Source organism: Streptomyces sp. NBC_00820, from assembly GCF_036347055.1.
Classification (GTDB): Bacteria; Actinomycetota; Actinomycetes; order Streptomycetales; family Streptomycetaceae; genus Streptomyces.
In genome coordinates this window covers 957,837-976,620 of the sequence record NZ_CP108882.1, presented here as the reverse complement: position 1 = coordinate 976,620, position 18,784 = coordinate 957,837, and the positions used below count along the sequence as shown (strand labels likewise).

Here is an 18,784-nt window from a genome sequence, read left to right as displayed (position 1 = left end):
CAGGCGGGGCGACATCCGAACAGCACGAGACCGTAAGGGACTTGCACAGTTCGTTGATTGCCGCGTCGTTGCCGGAGTGTGTCATGTCCACGCGAAGGCCGGGGACCCCGTGGACCCCACGTGTGCGAAGCCATGCCTTGGTGTGCGAAGCCACGCTTGGGTGCGCGCGCCAGCCACCGTGGTTGCCCACCACCGTGGTTGCCCACCACCGTGCGCGCGCCACCACGTCCGAGCGTGCGCCGCCGCCGCACAACCCGGTTCGCGCGGCCCCCGCAAGCTAGTTCGCGCGCGCCGCTCCCAACAGGGTGTCCCAGTCCGCCAGTTTGACCACGTTCCGCCCCAGTCGGGCGCCCAGTTCGGACTCGGCGCGCTCGATCGCCAGCCAACCCGGCCACGGCACCGGGTCGATCCCCGCCGCCCGCAGCGCCGGGAGCGGGTCCTGCGGAACCTCGCGGGAGGCCAGCGCGGGCGCGTCCGCGAGCAGTGAGGTCACCGTCTCCTTGGCGCACGGCCGGTTGGTGCCGATGACCCCGGTCGGGCCGCGCTTGATCCAGCCGGAGACGTACTCGCCGGGAGAGGCCGTGCCGTCCCGCAGGATGCGGCCCTCCGTGTTCGGCACCGTGCCGGCCGCCGCGTCGAACGGCAGCCCCTCCAGGGCCACTCCGCGGTAGCCCACCGAGCGCAGCACCAACTGCGCCGGCACGTCCTCGTAGCGTCCGGTGCCCGTCACGCCGCCGTGGCCGTCCGGCGCCGTCCGCTCGAAGCGCACGGCGCCCACCCGGCCGTTCTCCGCCAGGATCTCCACCGGACGGCGGAAGAACCGCAGGTCGATGCGGCGCTCGGTGTCCTCGTGCGGCGCCTCCGCCCAGCCACGCAGCACCTCCGCGTTGCGACGCTGCGCCGCGGGGAGCGCGGAGAGGTCGGCGAACGCCGGGTCCAGCGCCAGATCCGCCGGATCCACGGTGACCCGGGTGCGCGGAAGCCCGCCCAGCTCGCGCAGCTCCTTGGTGGTGAAGCGGGCCTGCGTGGGGCCCCGACGGCCCACCATGTGGACATCGGTGACCGCGCTGGCCGCCAGCGCGTCCAGCGCCCCCTGCGGCATGTCGGTCGGACGCAGCTCTCCCGCGCCCCGGACCAGCATCCGCGCCACGTCCACGGCCACATTGCCCACGCCGATGACCACCGCGGACCGCACGTCGCGCAGGAAACCCTCGTCGCCCGCGTCCGGGTGCGCGCTGTACCAGGACACGAACTCCGTCGCCGACCAGCTGCCCGGCAGTTCCTCGCCGGGAATTCCGAGGTGGCGGTCGGTGGCGGCGCCCACGCAGTACACGACGGCGTGGTACATCTCCCGCAGCCGCTCCACCGGAAGCCCGTCGGGGCCACCGACCTGGACTCCGCCGAGGAACCGCACCCGGTCGTGCTCCAGCACCGTCCGCAGATTGCCCTGGAGGGACTTGATCTTCTCGTGGTCCGGGGCGACGCCGTAGCGGACCAGCCCGAAGGGGCACGGCAGCCGGTCCAGGACGTCGACGTGTACCTCGGGATCCCGCTCGACCAGGCTCTGGGCGGTGTAGCACCCGCTCGGCCCGGAGCCGACGACGGCGACACGCAGCACGGCGGTACTCCTCACCCCGGAGGCATCAGGAAAGTGCCCTGACGGCTCCAGCATGGCACTGCCGTGCCCCTGAGGGCAGGGGCCGGCGGGGTGACGCGGACGCGTGTCCATTCGTATGGAATGTGATCATGAGGTTACGTTGCGTATGTGCTTGAAGCATCTTTTCTTCATCTTTCCGATCGGCCCATGGAGGCCGGCGCGGTGTCCGTGTGGCCCGCGTGGGAGGTGACGGAGCGGGGATGCGTCACCTCCTGGTTCCATGTCCGGCTGGCCTTCCCCGACGGCGCCCGCGTCGACGCCCTCGCCGTGGTGGCGGGGGGACGCGTGTCCATCGAGGACGTCCGGGCGCGGCCCGCCCTCTCCCTCGCCGACCTGACGGTGCTCGCCGACTGGATCGAGGAGCCGCTGTTCGAGGCCTGCGGGGCGGCGGTCGAGGGGTCGCGCGAGGGCGGTGACGAGGGCGGCCGTACGGACCCTCCGGGCGGAGCGGACCCGGAGTGGGCGGCGTACGCGTGGTACGGGCAGTGCGGGCCGTACCGGCAGTACGTCGAGGATGTGGCGGGTGCCGAGGATGCTGAGGATGCCTGGGGCATGACGCACGTCAGGGGTGCGGAGGGCGTCGAGGACGAGCACGTGGAAGACGTCGACGGCGTCGAGGACGTCGAGGACGTCGAGGGCGTGGAGGGCGTCGCGGTCGCCGGAGCCCGCAGGGCCCGGCCGGCGTGGCCGCGCGGCATCGAGGGCTGCCGGCTGGCCTCCCAGGAATACCGGGCGGCACAGGAGGAGGGTTTCGATCCGGTGCTCGCCGTGATGTGCGCGACCGGACACAGCCGACGGCGTTCCCTCAAGCTGATCGCCCAGGCGCGGGACGCCGGTTTTCTGACGCCTCGCCACATGAGGCGCTGACCGCAGGAGTCGGCCGCGACTACTCCGCCCGCTCCTCCGTGGCGAAGAACCGCGACGGATCCTGTTCCCGCGCCCCGGCGTCGGCATCGCTCTCCGGTGGCATGCCCGACTCCCAGTCGAGCCCGTACCGCTGGAACAGCTCGGCCCGCAGTGCCGGGACGGCCATCGGCACCCCCGGCACCAACGCCGCGTACACCGCCCCCATCAGCACCGCCCGCAGCAGGGGGTAGTCGGCCGTCACGTTCTCGGAGCCGTACCGGGACACGGTGTCGCCGAGCAGTTCCGACAGCCGTCGCTGCTCCGGGCACTGCACGAAACCCTCGGCCTGGAGCAGCCCCGCCATGTGCTGACGCATGAGTACCGGCCGGTCCCGCGCCAGCCCCAGGATCGCGTCGATGGCCCGGGCCAGGCGCTCCCGTCCGTCCTCGGTACGCGGCTCCCGCTCCAGTGCCTCCTCCAGCGTGCGGTGCATCAGCCGGTGCACGGCCGACTGCACCAACTGGCGCTTGCCGGGGAAGTAGTACGACACCAGTCCCCGCGCCGAGCCCGCACGATCCGCGATGTCGCCCAGTGTGGTGGCCTCGAACCCGCGCTCACCCACCAGTTCGAGCGCCGCCTGCAGAAGTCGTTCCCGGGAACGCCGGCGCAACTCTTCATTGACCGAGGCGCTGCGCGGGGACATTGTGAAACTCCTGCGTTGACTGGCTATCAGCCAACTATACTCAAGGTGTTGGGCACCGCTGTGAGCGGGGCCTGCTCAAGGCTGCCGTCCGTCTGGGGCGACACGGGGGATCGTCTCAGGCGGGCGGCTCGGTCGTGTGCATCTTGCCGACGTCGGGCAACACGGTGCGATGACAGTGGACTTCATGCGTCGCGGTGACCATCGCCTTTGGCCCGCAGGGGAGTCGGGTCAGGCATCGCCCACGAGGTCCAGCACCGGCAGGAGCGCGTCCGGTCGTTCCGTCACCGGCAGATGGTCCACGAAGTGCACGCGGCAGCCCAGCGCGGCCGCACCGCCGTCCGCCCGCCTGCTGTCCCCGACCATCACCACCTGCCGCGGATCGGTGTCCAACTCGGCGCAGGCGGTGGCGAAGAGCCGCGGATCAGGCTTCTGCACGCCGTGCTCGTACGACAGCACATACGCGCCCACGTACGCGTCGAGGCCGTGCTCGCGGAAGACCGGACGCAGGTCCCAGCCGATGTTGCTGATCACGCCGATGCCGATCCCGCGGTCGCGCAGCGTCCGCAGCACCTCGGCGGTGTCCGGATACGGGGTCCACGCGGCGGGGGACATGTGCCGCTCGTACAGGGCGTCGTGCAGGCCCGGATCGGGCAGGCGGACCCGCCGGGACATGCCGGTGAAAGCGGCCCGGTGCAGCTCGGCGCTCCGGTCCCGGGCCACCCAGACGCCGGCGAGGTCGTTCGGCACCTCGCGTGGTTCCGCCCCGCCCGGAAGGGCCCCTGCCGCCTCCAAGGACTGTGCGAGATCGCCGACTTGGTGGTCGGGAAGGTGAACGCCGGTGTCCGTGAGCGCGGCACGCAGCCAGGACTCGGTGGACTCGACGCGGAACAGGGTGCCGGAGAAGTCGAACAGCACTGCGCTCATGTGCCGGGACCTTACCCCGGCCGCCGGGAGGACCGGCCCGCGCGACTGCCGCGCGGCCACTCGTAGACCGTGACGGCGATCGTGACGACCAGTGCCCCGAGCAGCCAGCCGCCGACGACGTCCGAGGGCCAGTGGATGCCCAGCCACACCCGGGTCAGACCGACACCGACCACCGTGACAAGGGACACCGCGACGGCCGTACGCCACAGCGCCTTGCTCGCGCCCCGCCGGTGGAGCAGCCACAGCAGCAGGCCGCAGACCACCGTGGCCGTCATCGCGTGACCGGAGGGAAAGGCCTGGTACCGCGCGCTGTCCACAGGGTCCGGCCACACCGGGCGCGACCGGCCGACCGCGGCCTTCACCACCTGCTGCACGCCCGCGGCCAGCGCGACGGTGAGCACCAGCCACAGCGCCGGCCGCCAGGCCGCACGCCGCAGGACCAGCCACAGCGCGGCCCCCGCACCCACCAGGCGCATGGTCAGCGGGTCCCACACCCAGTCCGTCAGGATGCGGAAGACGTGCGTGACTCCGCGTTCGTGCACCGCCCAGCCGTGCGTGGTGCGGGAGACGCCGCTGTCCAGCGCGAGCAGGGGGTGCCACTCCGCGGCGACCAGTGTCACCAGCAGGACGGAACAGACGGCGAGCACGGCCGCCGTCGACACCGCGGCGCGGTGAGCCGATGGACCGGGTCCGGGGCCGGGATCGGGGCCGGGTTCGGGACTGGGTTCGGGGCCGTGTCCGGCGGGCTGGTGGCGCATGCGGCGATCCTGGTCCACGCGGGGTCCCGCACGCGGCAACCCCGGCGTGTCGCATCCACGGCGGCGGTCGGCGGGTACGGCACACCGAGGTCGGGTGCGGGCAGCCGCCGCGCCGTGTCACATCGTCAGCAGCATGGCCACCGTACCGATCCCCATCGACACCCGGCACGCCCGTGCCAGTTCCGGACGGTCGCCCCAGCGCCGCGACCCGGCCCCGCCGGCGGCGGGGCCGGTCGGCACCAGGCGGGCGCCGGACAGCAGTACGTAGCCGGTGAAGTAGAGCAGCAGCACGCCGGTCACCAGCGGGACACCGGCGCCGACGTGCGTGTGGACGTGGGCGGTGGGCGACGCGGCCATGACGAGGGACATGTAGACCATCGCGGACGTCCCTATCAGGTGGTGCAGATGGTGGGTGTCGCGGCGGGCCGCCCACAGTGCGCGCAGGGCCGCGGCGCCGAACACGACGGCGTACAGCGGCCAGGTCCAGTGCGGCGGTGCGAACACCGAGGCGGGTACGGCCATCGCGGCCATGCCGAACCCCATGAGGGCCTCACCGCCGGCCGCACGGCGCTGCTCCTCGACCCCGCTGCGCATCCGCAGCAGACAGTAGGACCCGGTTGCCGCGCACAGCGCGACCAGCAGCCAGGCCGGTGACACCGGTCCGTGCACGCGCCCCACCCCCCGCTCGACGGTCGGTCCAGAGATGCGATGCCCACGGGACGCGGAGCGCAAGCGAGCGCAAGGGTGTACACGGGGAGCATGCACCGGGGTACGGCCGGTGAGCGGGGCCGCAGCCGGCCTGATCCGGAAGACGGACTCCGGGACACCGCATATGCGGAGGCCGGCCGGCCCCGGGTGGTCACCACCCCGGGCCGGCCGGCCTCGGACCTCGCCGGACGGATCAGCGGCCGGCGGTCGGGTCCTGTTCCCGCAGGGCCCGCTCCAGCGCGGCCAGGCCGTCCGTGTAGATGCCGTGGAACAGGGCCACGGCCTCGTCGTCGCCGGTGCCCACCGGCGTGAAGGTGCCCGACCACTCGATCCGCGCGGTGCCCGCCTCGGGCAGCTCGCGCACGGTCAGGGTGGAGAGGTAGCCCGTCACCGGGAACGGCGCCCGCAGGATGGCGTACGAGTAGCTGCGCGCGTCCTGGTCGAAGGCCTGGAGGCGCTCGACGATGACGTCACCCCCCTCGTTCTTCAGGCTGCGGACACGGCCGCCCTCGCTGAGCTCGCTGTGCGGGATGTAGGGGAGCCAGTCGGGCAGCGAGCCGAAGCCGCCGATGAGCTGCCAGACGTGGTCGGGGGAGTGGGGGACGTCGATGTACGCGGTGGTGCTGGCCATGGTGCTGGTGCTTTCCTCAGGTGAACCGGGACTGTCGGTGGGGTCAGTTGGTGGGCAGAGGAGCGTCGGCGGAGATCAGCTTCTCCTCGCGCAGCGCGCTCCAGAAGGCGGCCGGGACGGTCTCGTGCAGGGCGGCGACGTCCTCGGCGATACGGCTGGGCCGGGTGGCGCCGGGCACGACCGCGGCGGTCGCCGGGTGGGCCAGGGCGAACTGCAGGGCCGCCGCCTTGATGCTGATGCCGTGCTGGGCGGCCAGGGCCTTGATCCGCTCGACCTTGTCGATGATGGACTGCGGCGCCTCCTGGTACTCGAAGTGCCGGCCACCGGCGAGGACGCCGGAGCTGTAGGGCCCGCCGACGACCATGTCGACGCCCTGCGCGGCGGCGGCCGGGAGCAGACGCTGGAGCGCGCGGTCGTGGTCGAGGAGGGTGTAGCGGCCCGCGAGAAGGAACGCGTCGGGCTTGGGCTCGTCCAGGTCGAGGGTGAGCTCGATCGGCTCGACACGGTTCACGCCCAGACCCCAGCCCTTGATGACGCCCTCGTCCCGCAGGCGCTGCAGGACGCGGAAGGCGCCGGTGCGGGCGGTCTCGTAGCGGGCCAGCCACTCGTCGCCGTGGAAGTCCTGGGCGATGTCGTGCACCCACACGATGTCCAGCCGGTCCGTACGCAGACGCTTCAGGCTGTCCTCGATGGAGCGGAGGGTGGCGTCGGCCGTGTAGTCGTCGACCATCTTGTTGGGACGGCCGTGCTCGAACAGGCCGCCCTTCTCGCCGAGCTCACGCGCGGCCGGGTCCTCGAGCTCGTCGAAGATGACGCGGCCGACCTTGGTGCTCAGCACGTACTCGTCGCGCGGGCGGCCGGCGAGGGCCTCGCCGAGGCGCAGCTCCGACAGGCCGGCGCCGTAGAACGGGGCGGTGTCGTAGTAGCGGATCCCCTGGTTCCAGGCGGCCTCGACGGTGGCCGCGGCCTCTTCCTCGGGGATGGCGCGGAACATGTTGCCCAGCGGCGCGGTGCCGAAGCCGAGGGGGCCGGGGAGGAGCGACTTGATACCCATGGAACTGATCCTTCTCTGCATGGCTTCCCGCAGGATTTCTGACGTTTTGCGTCTTCTGCGGTTCTTGCTCTGTCGAGGTTAGGATCGAGCATTGAGACTGTCCAAGACTTGCTTGGACACACTTGAGTCCCGAGAGGTCTTACATGCTTGACCTGCGACAACTTCGCTATTTCGTGGTCGTCGCCGAGACGGAGCACGTCGGCCGTGCCGCCGAGAAGCTGCACATCTCGCAGTCCCCGCTCAGCCGGCAGATCGCCCAGCTGGAGAAGAACCTGGGTCTGACCCTGTTCGAGCGGAGCCAGCAGCGTATCCGGCTCACCGCCGACGGCCGGGTCTTCCTCTCCGAGGCCCAGGCTCTGCTGCGGCACGCCGACCGTCTGGAGAACCTCGGCCGCCGGCTCGGCCGCGGGGAGGAGGGCGGTCTGTGCATCGGCTACGTCGGCGACGCCATGCACGCCGGCGTCCTGCCCCGCTCTCTGCGTGAACTCCACGACGAGCGCCCGGGCATCCACGTGGCCCTCTACAACCTTCCCGCAGCGGGGCAGTACGAGGGTCTGCGGCAGCGCAGCCTGGACATCGGCTTCGTCCCCGAACCACCGCCCGAGGACGATCCGGACCTGAGGTCGGCGCTGTTGCTGGAAGACCCCCTTCTGCTGGCCCTGCCGGCCGGGCATCCGCTGGCCGACCGCGAGGAGATCCACCCTTGCGACCTCGACGGGCAGCCCTGGGTCGCGGTGGAGAACAGCCAGAACCCGGCCTGGCGCGACGACTTCATCGCCGCCTGTGCCGCCTCGGGCTTCACCCCCGACATCCGGCTCGAAGCCACCGAGCCCCTCACCGCCCTCGGCCTCGTCGCCTCAGGGCTGGGCATGGCGCTCATCCAGAAGAGCATGCTCCATGGCACCGCCCAGGGCGTGGCCGTGCGCGAACTCCCCTGGTTCGAAAGCTCCGTGCGCCTGTGGGCGGCCTGGCATCACATCGATCTGCGGCCGGTGGTGGCCGCCTTCCGCGAGAACGTCCTTGCCGCGTCGGGTACCTGAGGAGACGGCAGACCCGGACCGGGGCTCGGCGACGGCGCCGACCCCTGACCGCCCCAACGCTTCGGACCGACCCCTTCGGCCCGACCGTTCAGATGCCCGGCCGGTACCGCAGCGGATGGTCCTCCGGGACCTCCACCAGGACGATCGGGATGCCGTCCGGGTCGGCGATCCACAGCTCCACCAGGCCCCAGGGCTCCTTCACCGGGGGCCGTACGATCGCCACGTCCCTGGCCCGCAGCTCCTCATGTGCCACGGCCGCGTCCGCGACCTGGAGCCACAGCCGCACCGCCGGTGACGCCGACGGTGTCGGGAGAGGCTCGGAGCGGCCGGACAGCTCCAGGAAGCCGCCGCCGAGGAAGTAGACGGTCCCGCGTTCCGGGCCCGTGCCGAACTCGCGGTAGACGGCGAGGCCCAGCTGTCCGCCGTAGAAGGCACGGGAGCGTTCGGGGTCGGTGGGGCGGAGCAGGGTCCGGCTGCCGAGAACGTGCACCATGCGACCGGAGCTTAGGGCCTGTCCGGCGGATCGTGCCGCAGACGCGGGGCGTGGCACGCACTTCCCCCAAGCTCTGCGAGCTCCGCCTCGCAGCCGCACGCACCACACCCCGCTCACCGGCGCTGACAAGGCACCGCTGCCTCCCCGCGACCTGACACGCCGCACAGACCCTGGCGGCACGGTTACCCTCGACCCTGGTTCAGCCGCGCCCGAGATCGGAGATCATCCCCATGGACAGCACCACCACCGGACTGGCGTTCCGTGACGCCGTCGACACCGACGTGGACGCCCTTGTGGCGCTGGTCGAGTCGGCGTACCGGGGAGACGCCAGCCGGGCCGGGTGGACCACCGAGGCGGACATCCTGGAAGGGCAGCGGACCGACCCCGAGGGTGTGCTCCAGGTCATCAAGTCGCCCGACGGCAGGCTGCTGACCGTCGAGCGGGACGGCCGGATCGTCGCCTGCTGCCACCTCGAGCACCGGGGGGACCACGCCTACTTCGGCATGTTCGCGGTCAGCCCCACCCTCCAGGGGGCCGGCCTCGGCAAGGCCGTCATGGCGGAGGCGGAGCGGCGGGCCCGGGCGGCCTGGGGCGTCAGCGAGATGCACATGACGGTGATCTCGGTCCGCGACGACCTGATCGCCTGGTACGAGCGCCGCGGCTACCGCCGTACGGGCACGATGACCCCGTTCCCGTACGGCGACGAGCGCTTCGGCGTCCCGCAGCGCGACGATCTTCAGTTCGAGCTGCTGGTCAAGCCCCTGCTGTGACGTTCATGCGGGAGACCGCGCACCGGATCACCGCTGCCACGGCGACTCATTGCCGGGCCCGCCGATCCACCGCTTCACCTGCCCAGCCCCCGCGGTCGGTCGGTCAGGCGGTGAAGCGGCCGGTGCGTTTGATCTCCGGGTAGTCCGTCGTCGCCCCGTCGAGCTGGAGCGCGCGTACCAGCCGCAGGTGGTCCTGTGTGTTGACCACCCAGCCGATGATCTTCAGATCGGCCGCGTGTGCCAGCTCGGTGACCTCCAGGGTCAGCCGGCGGATGTTGAGACAGAGGGTCGCGGCGCCCGCCTCGGTGGCGCGCTCGACCACGTCGGTGCCGTAGCGGCTCGCGATCAGCGCGGTGCGCACCCCCGGTACCAGCCGGGCGATCTCGGCGATCGCCTCGTCGTGGAACGAGGACACCTCCACCCGGGAGGTGAGGTCCCGCCGGTGCATGACCTCGGCCAGCGCCCTGGCCGCCGCCACGTCCTTGATCTCCGCCTGCAGCGGCGCCTTCACCGTGTCCAGGACCTCCTCGAACACCGGCACCCGCTCCCCGCGGCCCGCGTCCAGGGTGCGCAGTTCCGCGAGGGTCTTCTCGGCGATCGGTCCGGTGCCGTCGGTCGTGCGGTCCACCTCCGCGTCGTGCATGACGACGAGGGCGCCGTCCTTGCTCAGGTGGAGGTCGAGTTCGATCAGGTCGAGGCCGGCGGCCTGCGCGGCGACGAAGGAACGGAGGGTGTTCTCGGGCTCGACACCCATGACCCCGCGGTGACCGATGGTAAGGAAGTTCAAGGTTCAACTCGCTTCCGTCGAGGCGGCGGTGGAGTCCTCGCGCGCGGCCGAAGCCGAGCGTGAGGTGCCCGCGGACCCGACGGGACGTCGTCGTCCGCGCGGCAAGGTCGCAGCCTAATGGCCGCGTCTCGCGATGAACCCGCACCTGCGCGCGGGATCCGTGCGCGAGGCGCGCGATATCTGGCTCATACCCGCCCCTGCCGTCACTCTGACGTGGGCGAGTCCCCAGGGGATTGACCGGGCTGGGCCGAGGCGGCGGACCGCGCGGTCGGGGCGCGGTCCGGGCGCCGCCCGCGCCCTCTTCGCGACATCGGGGCTCATAGTGAAAGTGAGCGCCGTCACGGTTTACCGCAGGAAAAACATCGGTGACTATGCGGCTGGACAGAATAATTTCCCGAGGTGCCTCTTGCTGGGGGAAAGCGGGTATGCATACGGTGTCCATACGCGAGGTTCTCCCGTGGAGGATGAGACATGACGGAAATTCTTGTGCAGGCAGGCGCGGGGGAGCAGGTTTCTCCACAGACCCGGGTGGTCGACGACCCCGCCTGGCCCGTGCTCAAGGATGCGGTGGAGCGGATCCGGCCATGGCAGTCCAAGGACGGATCGATCGACTTCGAGGCCGAGGGCGCCCCCGGGCGCGCCGACGCCGAGGCCGCCGTACGCCGTGTCGTGGAGTCGGTCGAGCGGCTCGCCCCGCTGCTCCCGCACGACGCCGCGTACCACGAGGCCCTCGTCGGTGACCTGCGCCGCTGGGCCGAGGGCGGCTTCCGGGTGCCGGACTTCCTGGACTCGCTGCTGGCCTTCCAGCCGGCCGCGGGCCGCGCCGACGGGCTGCAGCACCTCGTCGTCTTCCCGATGTACACGCAGAACGGCAACCCGGACCGCAACCTGGAGGCGGTCGTGCTGCGCATGGTCTGGCCCGAGTGGCTGGCCGAGCTGGAGCGCACCCGGTACGACAACCCGCTGTTCTGCGGCATCACGTTCGAGGACTTCACCTCCGGTTACGACACCAACTCCGCTGTCCTCTTCCCCGAGACCATCGCCGTACGCGAGGCGCCGGAACGTTTCTCCTGGGGTGGCATCTTCTGCGACCGCGAGGCCGCCCGCTTCCGCCGGGTCACCGACGCCGCCGTCGGCATCCTGGGCCTTGAGCTGCCCGAGGACATCGCCGCGATGGTCCACGACCAGAAGCGCTGCGAAGAGGCCTTCGTGCTGTGGGACATGGTCCACGACCGCACCCACAGCCACGGCGACCTGCCGTTCGACCCGTTCATGATCAAGCAGCGCCAGCCGTTCTGGATGTACGGCCTGGAGGAGCTGCGCTGCGACCTCACCGCCTTCAAGGAGGCCGTGAAGCTCCAGGCGGACGGCGTCCCGCAGGCCCGTGACGTGCAGTACGCGGTCCTCTTCGACCGCATGTTCCGCTTCCCGGTCACCGGCGACCGCGTCCGCAACTACGACGGTGTCGGCGGCCAGCTGCTCTTCGCCTACCTGCACAAGCACGACGTCGTCCGCTGGACCGACAACAGGCTCTCCATCGACTGGGAGCGCGCCCCGCAGGTCACCAACCAGCTCTGCGCCGAGATCGAGAAGCTGTACCGGGACGGCATCGACCGCCCCAAGCTCGTGCACTGGTTCGCCGGCTACGAACTGGTCGCGACCTACCTCGCTCCGCACCCCGGATCGAAGTGGGCCAAGGGACCGGACGCCCTGGACCTGACCCAGCCGCCGCGCAAGCTCGTGGACGACGTGCTTCCGGACGAGTTTCCGCTGAGCATGTTCTATGAGGCCTTGTCCAAGAAGCTGAAGAACGTGATCGCCTCCACCAAGGGCATCACGGCGAACGGCGCCGAGCGGATCGCCGCGTGAGCGACCGCGTCCACCACACTGCTGCTCAAGAGGGGAAGATCATGGGGAACGGGGCGAACGGGGCTCTCAGCGGCGCGGTGATCGCGGTCGCGGGCGCGGGCGGGCCCGCGGGGCGCGCGACCCTGACGCGGCTCGCCGAGGCGGGCGCGATCGTCGTCGGCGCGGACAACGACGCCACCCGGCTCGCGGAGGCCGTGGACGCGGCCCGCTACGCCAACGGCGGCGCCACGGTCGTCGGCGAGACGGTCGACCTGCTCGACCTCGACTCGACCCGCGCCTGGGCCGACCGCATCGAGAAGGAGTTCGGCCGAGTCGACGGGCTGGTGCACCTGGTCGGCGGCTGGCGCGGCAGCGCCTCCTTCGGCGAGAGCGACCTCGCCGACTGGGACCTGCTGGAGAAGCTGCTGATCCGCACCGTCCAGCACACCTCCCTGGCCTTCTACGACGCCCTCCAGCGTGGCGGCAACGGCCGCTACCTGCTGATCAGCGCCGCCGGCGCGTCGAAGCCCACCGCCGGCAACGCCGCGTACTCCGCCGCCAAGGCCGCCGCCGAGGCGTGGACCCTCGCCATGGCCGACGGCTTCCGCAAGGCGGGGACCGCCGGGGAAGGCGACGGGCCGCGCGCCGCTGCTGCCATCCTGGTGGTGAAGGCGCTGGTGCACGACGCGATGCGCGCCGAACGCCCCAACGCGAAGTTCGCGGGCTTCACGGACGTCAAGGACCTGGCCGAGGCCGTCGTGGGCGTCTGGGACGAGCCCGCCGCCGAAGTGAACGGAAACCGTCTGTGGCTGACCGAGAAGCCGTGAACCCATCCAAGACCGACGCGCGTCGCCACCACGACCCGCAGGTCCGCGGTTTCGCCAGTGACAACTACGCCGGGGCGCATCCGGAGGTGATGGCCGCCCTGGCCCTGGCCAACGGCGGCCATCAGGTGGCGTACGGCGACGACGACTACACCGGGAACCTCCAGGGGATCGTCCGCAGCCACTTCGGATCCACCGCGGAGGCCTTCCCGGTCTTCAACGGCACCGGCGCGAACGTCGTCGCGCTCCAGGCGGTCACCGACCGCTGGGGCGCGGTGATCTGCGCCGAGAGCGCGCACATCAACGTCGACGAGGGCGGCGCCCCCGAGCGCATGGGCGGCCTGAAGCTGCTCACCGTGCCCACGCCCGACGGCAAGCTCACCCCGGAGCTGATCGACCGGCAGGCCTGGGGCTTCGAGGACGAGCACCGCGCCATGCCGCAGGTCGTGTCGATCACCCAGTCCACCGAGCTGGGCACGCTCTACACGCCCGAGGAGATCCGCGCGATCTGCGAGCACGCCCACGCGCACGGCATGAAGGTGCACCTGGACGGCTCCCGGATAGCCAACGCCGCCGCGTCCCTGGACGTCCCGATGCGGACGTTCACCAACGCGGCCGGCGTCGACATCCTCTCCCTCGGCGGCACGAAGAACGGTGCTCTGTTCGGCGAGGCGGTCGTCGTCATCAACCAGGACGCGGTGCGGCAGATGAAGCACCTGCGGAAGATGTCGATGCAGCTCGCCTCCAAGATGCGCTTCGTGTCCGTCCAGTTGGAGGCGCTGTTCGCCAAGGACCTGTGGCTGCGCAACGCCCGCCACGCCAACGAGATGGCGCAACGGCTCGCCGAGGGCGTCCGCGCGGTGCACGGCGTGGAGATCCTCTACCCGGTCCAGTCCAACGGCGTCTTCGCCAAGCTCCCGCACGACGTGAGCGAGCGGCTGCAGAAGCGGTTCCGGTTCTACTTCTGGGACGAGGGCGCCGGAGTCGTGCGCTGGATGTGCGCCTTCGACACCACCGAGGAGGACGTGGACGCGTTCGTGGGGGCGCTGAAGGAAGAGATGGCGCGCTGAACCCGCGCCGCGCCGGGTGAGCCCGTCCGACGGCGATCGCCCCGCACCACCGCTCGGCGGAGGTGCGGGGCGATCGGTATGCGCGTCTGGGAGTGCCCGCCGTGGGCCCGGCCGGGCCGAAACGGCCCCTGCGTGCGCCTGACGGCTGCGGGCGGGGCCTGAATCAGCTTGTCGCCGGCGTTGTCCGGTGCGCCGAAGTCCGCGCTCTCGCAGGGGACTTGGCGCGACGCCGCGTCTCGTTGCCACCGCGGGTCGGGGCGGGGCGCCGGGTCAGAGTGCCGGGTCAGAGCGCCGGGGCGGAGTGCCGGCCCCTGGCGGGGACGTCAGAGAGCCTCGGCCGCCCGCAGCTGCTCCATCGTCGGCGCCGTACCGCCGAGGTGGGCCGGGAGCCACCAGGAGTCCTCGGTGCCCTTGGGGCGGGTGGGGTAGGCGCGCTGGGCGGCGTCGAGCAGGTCCTGGACGCCCTCGCGCAGGCGGCGCGTGATCGCCCCGGCGTACTGGTCCGTGGGGGCCTCCACCGCCTCGCCCACCCGGATGGTGATGGGGGTGTGGCTGCGCTTGAAGTTGCGGGGCTGCCCCTTGGTCCACAGGCGCTGGGTGCCCCACACCGCCATCGGGATCAGCGGGACACCGGCTTCCTGGGCGAGGCGCGCGGCACCCGACTTGAAGCTCTTCAGGGTGAAGGACTGCGAGATCGTGGCCTCCGGGAAGACGCCGACGATCTCACCGGAGCGCAGAGAGTCCAGCGCGTGCGTGTACGCGGTCTCGCCCTGCCGCCGGTCCACCGGGATGTGCTTCATCCCGCGCATCAGCGGGCCCGAGATCTTGTGGCGGAACACGGACTCCTTCGCCATGAAGCGCACCAGCCGGTTCTGCGGGAGGGCGGCCAGGCCGTTGAAGATGAAGTCCATGTAGCTGATGTGATTGCTCACCAGCACGGCGCCGCCCGAGCGCGGGATGTTCTCCGATCCCTTGCAGTCGATCTTGAGGTCCCACACCTTGAACAACGTCTTGGCGAATCCGACGACGGGACGGTAGACCAGCTCTGCCATGGGCGGGGTCGACCCTTTCTGCTCTGCTCGGGAAAGGGGGGCTCCCGGCGGGAAGTTACGCAGCCGTAGGTTTACGGCGTCTCGCAGATCGTGCCCCAAGAACGGACAGGGAGCCAGTCCTGGTGCCGCGCGGCGGCGAGATCCTCGTCACGTCGGCCTACATCCCACCATTGATCTTTAAGTTGGCTTTACTCCGTGCTTACCGTGACTCTCTTCAGAAGCAGGAACATCTCGCGGTCTTCGGTGAGCGGGAATCTTTGGCGTCCCATGAACGCTGGTGCGACTGATGACCGGACTGACGGTGTGAGCGGTGGTTCTCGTGGCGGCGAGCGTCGTGGGGCTGCCGCACGAGCGGCGAAGCGGGAGGGTGAGGGTGCGGGTGCGCGGACACGACGACGGCAAGGGGTTCGGTGCCGCCGAGCCGGGTGACGGACCGGGCGGCGAGCCGAGTGGCGGGCTGGGTGACCGGCTGGGTTCCGGACTGGGGGAGCGGGCCACGCTCGTGCAGTTCTCCAGCGCCTTCTGCGCACCCTGCCGGGCCACCAGACGCGTCCTCGGCGAGGTCGCCGCGATGGTCCCGGGCGTCAGCCACGTCGAGATCGACGCCGAGGACCACCTGGACCTCGTGCGCGCCCTGGAGATCCTCAAGACCCCCACCGTGCTGGTGCTCGACGCGGACGGCAGGGTGGTGCGGCGCGCCACCGGGCAGCCGCGCAAGGCGGACGTCATCGCGGCGCTGGGGGAGGCCGTGTGAGGACACCCGGCCAAATGGTGAGGCATCTCCCGGATCCCGGAACGAACTTGACTGCACCCACCACCTATCGTCAGCCTGACCGTATGCCGAACGACCTCCTTCTCTTCGGCCGGGCGCACGTCGACCTGGCCCGCACCGCGAGCGCGCGCTGTCCGGGCTGTTGAGCAGCCACGTGTCCGCTCGCCCGCCCCAGCAGAAGGACAACTCCATGACGGCCACGCCCGACCTCGGCACCTTCCAGCTCGCGTCGCCCGACCTGCTGCGCTCCACCTTCCGCCGGCACGCCGCCGGTGTGGCGGTGATCACCGCACGTGGGCAGTCCGGTCCGGTCGGTTTCACCGCGACCTCCCTCACCTCCGTCTCCGCCGAACCCCCGCTCGTCTCCTTCGGGATCGGCACCGGCGCCTCCAGCTGGCCCGCGATCGCGGAGACCGGACACGTCGGCGTGCATCTGCTCGGTGAGCACCAGAGCGACCTGGCCGCCACGTTCGCGCGCAGCGGGGCCGACCGTTTCGGCGCGTCCACCGCCTGGCGCGAGGGTCCGGAGGGCGTGCCCGTCCTGGACGACGTGCTCGCGTGGCTGGTCTGCCGGATCGTCGGCCGGGTTCCCGCGGGCGACCACCGCATCGTGCTCGCCGAGGTGATCCTCGGCGACCCCACCGGTACCGGCCGTCCGCTCCTGTACCACCAGGGCCGGTTCAACGGTCTGCGGGATTGATCACCCCACCCTCCGTCCGTGTGGCCGTCGAGTTCCGGTTACGCTGCGTTGCGAAGGTCACAGTTCAAAGCGCTTGCTTAGCGGGCGTGAACTGGGTGTACTGATGAGTAATATTTCGGTCGGAGCGCGCCGACGCCCCGACCGGGATCGGCCGCTTGAGGCGCCTATGCTGCCTGCAAGAGGCAGCCCAGAAGAGACGATGCAGTAGGAGAGCCGGCGTGAGCTTGAGGATCGTTGTCACTGTGAAGTACGTGCCCGACGCCACTGGCGACCGGCACTTCGCCGATGACCTGACCGTCGACCGCGACGACGTGGACGGTCTGCTCTCCGAGCTGGACGAGTATGCCGTTGAGCAGGCCCTCCAGATCGCGGACGACGCGGACGACGCCGAGGTCACCGTTCTGACCGTCGGCCCCGAGGACGCCAAGGACGCGCTGCGCAAGGCGCTTTCGATGGGTGCCGACAAGGCCGTCCACGTCGAGGACGACGACCTGCACGGCACCGACGCCCTCGGTACCTCGCTGGTGCTCGCCAAGGCGATCGAGAAGGCCGGCTACGACCTGGTCATCTCCGGCATGGCGTCCACCGACGGCACCATGGGTGTCGTTCCGGCGCTGGTCGCCGAGCGTCTGGGCGTCCCGCAGGTGACGCTGCTGTCCGAGGTCTCGGTCGAGGACGGCACCGTCAAGGGCCGCCGCGACGGCGACGCCGCCTCCGAGCAGCTTCAGGCGCAGCTCCCGGCCGTCGTCTCCGTCACCGACCAGTCGGGCGAGGCGCGTTACCCGTCCTTCAAGGGCATCATGGCGGCGAAGAAGAAGCCGGTTCAGTCCTGGGACCTTTCCGACCTGGACATCGACGCCGAAGAGGTCGGTCTCGACGGCGCGTTCACCAAGGTCGAGGTCGTGACCGAGCGCCCGGCGCGCACGGCCGGCACCATCGTCAAGGACGAGGGCGAGGGCGGCAAGCAGCTCGCTGAGTTCCTCGCGAGCCAGAAGTTCATCTAAGGGCTCGCCCCCGCTGACCGCCCCTCAACTTCGTTACGCAGGAGAGCATTCCCATGGCTGAAGTCCTCGTCTACGTCGACCACGTGGACGGTGCCGTCCGCAAGCCGACCCTCGAGCTGCTGACCCTGGCCCGCCGCATCGGCGAGCCCGTCGCCGTCGCCCTCGGCAACGGCGCCGCCGACACCGCCGCCACGCTCGCCGAGCACGGCGCGGTGAAGGTCCTGACCCACGACGCCTCCGAGTACGCCGACTACCTCGTCGTGCCGAAGGTCGAGGCCCTCCAGGCCGCCTACGACGCCGTCTCCCCGGCGGCCGTGCTGGTCCCGTCCTCCGCCGAGGGCAAGGAGATCGCCGCCCGTCTGGCGCTGCGCATCGGTTCCGGCATCATCACGGACGCGATCGACCTCGAGGCCGGCGACGAGGGCCCCGTGGCCACCCAGTCGGTGTTCGCGGCGTCCTTCACCACCAAGTCCCGTGTCATCAAGGGCACCCCGGTCATCACGGTCAAGCCCAACAGCGCCGCCGTGGAGGCCGCCCCGGCCGCCGGCGCGGTCGAGGCCCTGTCCGTGACCTTCTCCGACAAGGCGACCGGCACCAAGGTCACCGCCCGCACCCCGCGTGAGTCGACGGGCCGTCCGGAGCTGACCGAGGCCGCGATCGTGGTCTCCGGTGGCCGTGGCGTGAACGGTGCCGAGAACTTCTCGATCATCGAGGCCCTCGCCGACTCCCTCGGTGCGGCCGTCGGCGCCTCGCGCGCCGCGGTGGACGCGGGCTGGTACCCGCACACCAACCAGGTCGGCCAGACCGGCAAGTCGGTCTCGCCGCAGCTGTACATCGCCAACGGCATCTCGGGCGCGATCCAGCACCGTGCCGGTATGCAGACCTCGAAGACGATCGTCGCCGTCAACAAGGACGCCGAGGCCCCGATCTTCGAGCTGGTCGACTACGGCGTGGTCGGCGACCTCTTCGACGTCGTCCCGCAGCTGACCGACGAGATCAAGGCCCGCAAGGGCTGAGCGGTTCCCTGACGACGAGGCCCCCGCGACCGTGTGAACGGTCGGCGGGGGCCTCGCCCTGTCCGGGGACACCGCGGCGGCGCCACCAGCGGCGTCTTCGGGGGCGCGTCGCGTGGCGCCCCCCCCG

General features: G+C 71.1%; 20 protein-coding genes. 10 read left to right on the top strand and 10 right to left on the bottom strand.

The window, feature by feature from the left end; all coding sequences use genetic code 11:
- Positions 1-277: 277 nt before the first annotated feature.
- Complete coding sequence (locus tag OIB37_RS04580; protein ID WP_330456216.1) at positions 278-1,618, bottom strand: FAD-dependent oxidoreductase; 1,341 nt, start codon at positions 1,616-1,618, stop codon at positions 278-280.
- A 186-nt stretch (positions 1,619-1,804) separates the two neighbouring features.
- On the opposite strand from OIB37_RS04580, the gene OIB37_RS04575 reads away from it, so the two are divergent.
- Complete coding sequence (locus OIB37_RS04575) at positions 1,805-2,524, top strand: DUF6214 family protein (protein WP_330456215.1); 720 nt, start codon at positions 1,805-1,807, stop codon at positions 2,522-2,524.
- Between the two features lie 19 nt (positions 2,525-2,543).
- On the opposite strand, the gene OIB37_RS04570 is transcribed toward OIB37_RS04575, so the two are convergent.
- The 6 genes from OIB37_RS04570 to OIB37_RS04545 all read right to left on the bottom strand — a co-directional run bounded on the left by OIB37_RS04570 (position 2,544) and on the right by OIB37_RS04545 (position 7,281).
- Entirely contained in the window at positions 2,544-3,206 is a 663-nt protein-coding gene (locus tag OIB37_RS04570; RefSeq protein ID WP_330456214.1) for a TetR/AcrR family transcriptional regulator, read from the bottom strand.
- 228 nt (positions 3,207-3,434) lie between these two features.
- Positions 3,435-4,130, bottom strand: coding sequence for an HAD family hydrolase (locus tag OIB37_RS04565; RefSeq protein ID WP_330456213.1), 696 nt, complete (start codon positions 4,128-4,130; stop codon positions 3,435-3,437).
- Between the two features lie 11 nt (positions 4,131-4,141).
- Entirely contained in the window at positions 4,142-4,888 is a 747-nt protein-coding gene (locus OIB37_RS04560) for a phosphatase PAP2 family protein (protein ID WP_330456212.1), read from the bottom strand.
- Positions 4,889-5,005: 117 nt separating this feature from the next.
- Positions 5,006-5,557 carry a DUF5134 domain-containing protein gene (locus OIB37_RS04555; protein ID WP_330456211.1) on the bottom strand — a complete coding sequence of 184 codons (552 nt, stop codon included), beginning with the start codon at positions 5,555-5,557 and terminating at the stop codon, positions 5,006-5,008.
- A gap of 232 nt (positions 5,558-5,789) precedes the next feature.
- Entirely contained in the window at positions 5,790-6,227 is a 438-nt protein-coding gene (locus OIB37_RS04550) for an SRPBCC family protein (protein ID WP_330456210.1), read from the bottom strand.
- A 43-nt stretch (positions 6,228-6,270) separates the two neighbouring features.
- A complete protein-coding gene (locus tag OIB37_RS04545; RefSeq protein ID WP_330456209.1) occupies positions 6,271-7,281 on the bottom strand; it encodes an aldo/keto reductase in 1,011 nt (336 codons plus the stop codon).
- Positions 7,282-7,424: 143 nt separating this feature from the next.
- On the opposite strand from OIB37_RS04545, the gene OIB37_RS04540 reads away from it, so the two are divergent.
- Positions 7,425-8,321, top strand: coding sequence for a LysR substrate-binding domain-containing protein (locus tag OIB37_RS04540; protein ID WP_330456208.1), 897 nt, complete (start codon positions 7,425-7,427; stop codon positions 8,319-8,321).
- An 88-nt stretch (positions 8,322-8,409) separates the two neighbouring features.
- On the opposite strand, the gene OIB37_RS04535 is transcribed toward OIB37_RS04540, so the two are convergent.
- Positions 8,410-8,814, bottom strand: a complete 405-nt coding sequence (locus OIB37_RS04535) for a VOC family protein (RefSeq protein ID WP_330456207.1) — start codon at positions 8,812-8,814, stop codon at positions 8,410-8,412.
- 230 nt (positions 8,815-9,044) lie between these two features.
- On the opposite strand from OIB37_RS04535, the gene OIB37_RS04530 reads away from it, so the two are divergent.
- Entirely contained in the window at positions 9,045-9,584 is a 540-nt protein-coding gene (locus tag OIB37_RS04530; protein WP_330456206.1) for a GNAT family N-acetyltransferase, read from the top strand.
- Between the two features lie 103 nt (positions 9,585-9,687).
- On the opposite strand, the gene OIB37_RS04525 is transcribed toward OIB37_RS04530, so the two are convergent.
- A complete protein-coding gene (locus OIB37_RS04525; protein ID WP_330456205.1) occupies positions 9,688-10,371 on the bottom strand; it encodes a glycerophosphodiester phosphodiesterase in 684 nt (227 codons plus the stop codon).
- A gap of 471 nt (positions 10,372-10,842) precedes the next feature.
- Between OIB37_RS04525 and OIB37_RS04520 the strand changes: the two genes are divergently transcribed.
- From OIB37_RS04520 to OIB37_RS04510, 3 genes are read left to right on the top strand one after another with little or no spacing between them, the layout of a single operon-like run.
- Positions 10,843-12,240, top strand: coding sequence for a DUF6421 family protein (locus tag OIB37_RS04520; protein WP_330456204.1), 1,398 nt, complete (start codon positions 10,843-10,845; stop codon positions 12,238-12,240).
- A gap of 41 nt (positions 12,241-12,281) precedes the next feature.
- Positions 12,282-13,046, top strand: a complete 765-nt coding sequence (locus OIB37_RS04515; protein ID WP_330456203.1) for an SDR family oxidoreductase — start codon at positions 12,282-12,284, stop codon at positions 13,044-13,046.
- A complete protein-coding gene (locus tag OIB37_RS04510; protein ID WP_330456202.1) occupies positions 13,043-14,113 on the top strand; it encodes a threonine aldolase family protein in 1,071 nt (356 codons plus the stop codon). Before OIB37_RS04515 ends, OIB37_RS04510 begins: the two co-directional genes overlap by 4 nt.
- Positions 14,114-14,436: 323 nt before the next feature.
- On the opposite strand, the gene OIB37_RS04505 is transcribed toward OIB37_RS04510, so the two are convergent.
- A complete protein-coding gene (locus OIB37_RS04505) occupies positions 14,437-15,165 on the bottom strand; it encodes a lysophospholipid acyltransferase family protein (protein WP_330456201.1) in 729 nt (242 codons plus the stop codon).
- A 310-nt stretch (positions 15,166-15,475) separates the two neighbouring features.
- On the opposite strand from OIB37_RS04505, the gene OIB37_RS04500 reads away from it, so the two are divergent.
- From OIB37_RS04500 to OIB37_RS04485, 4 genes are all read left to right on the top strand, one after another.
- Complete coding sequence (locus OIB37_RS04500; protein WP_330456200.1) at positions 15,476-15,919, top strand: TlpA family protein disulfide reductase; 444 nt, start codon at positions 15,476-15,478, stop codon at positions 15,917-15,919.
- 208 nt (positions 15,920-16,127) lie between these two features.
- On the top strand, positions 16,128-16,637 hold the full coding sequence (locus OIB37_RS04495) for a flavin reductase family protein (protein ID WP_330456199.1): 510 nt from the start codon (positions 16,128-16,130) through the stop codon (positions 16,635-16,637).
- 218 nt (positions 16,638-16,855) lie between these two features.
- On the top strand, positions 16,856-17,641 hold the full coding sequence (locus OIB37_RS04490; protein WP_330456198.1) for an electron transfer flavoprotein subunit beta/FixA family protein: 786 nt from the start codon (positions 16,856-16,858) through the stop codon (positions 17,639-17,641).
- A 53-nt stretch (positions 17,642-17,694) separates the two neighbouring features.
- Entirely contained in the window at positions 17,695-18,657 is a 963-nt protein-coding gene (locus OIB37_RS04485; protein WP_330456197.1) for an electron transfer flavoprotein subunit alpha/FixB family protein, read from the top strand.
- Positions 18,658-18,784 lie beyond the last annotated feature (127 nt).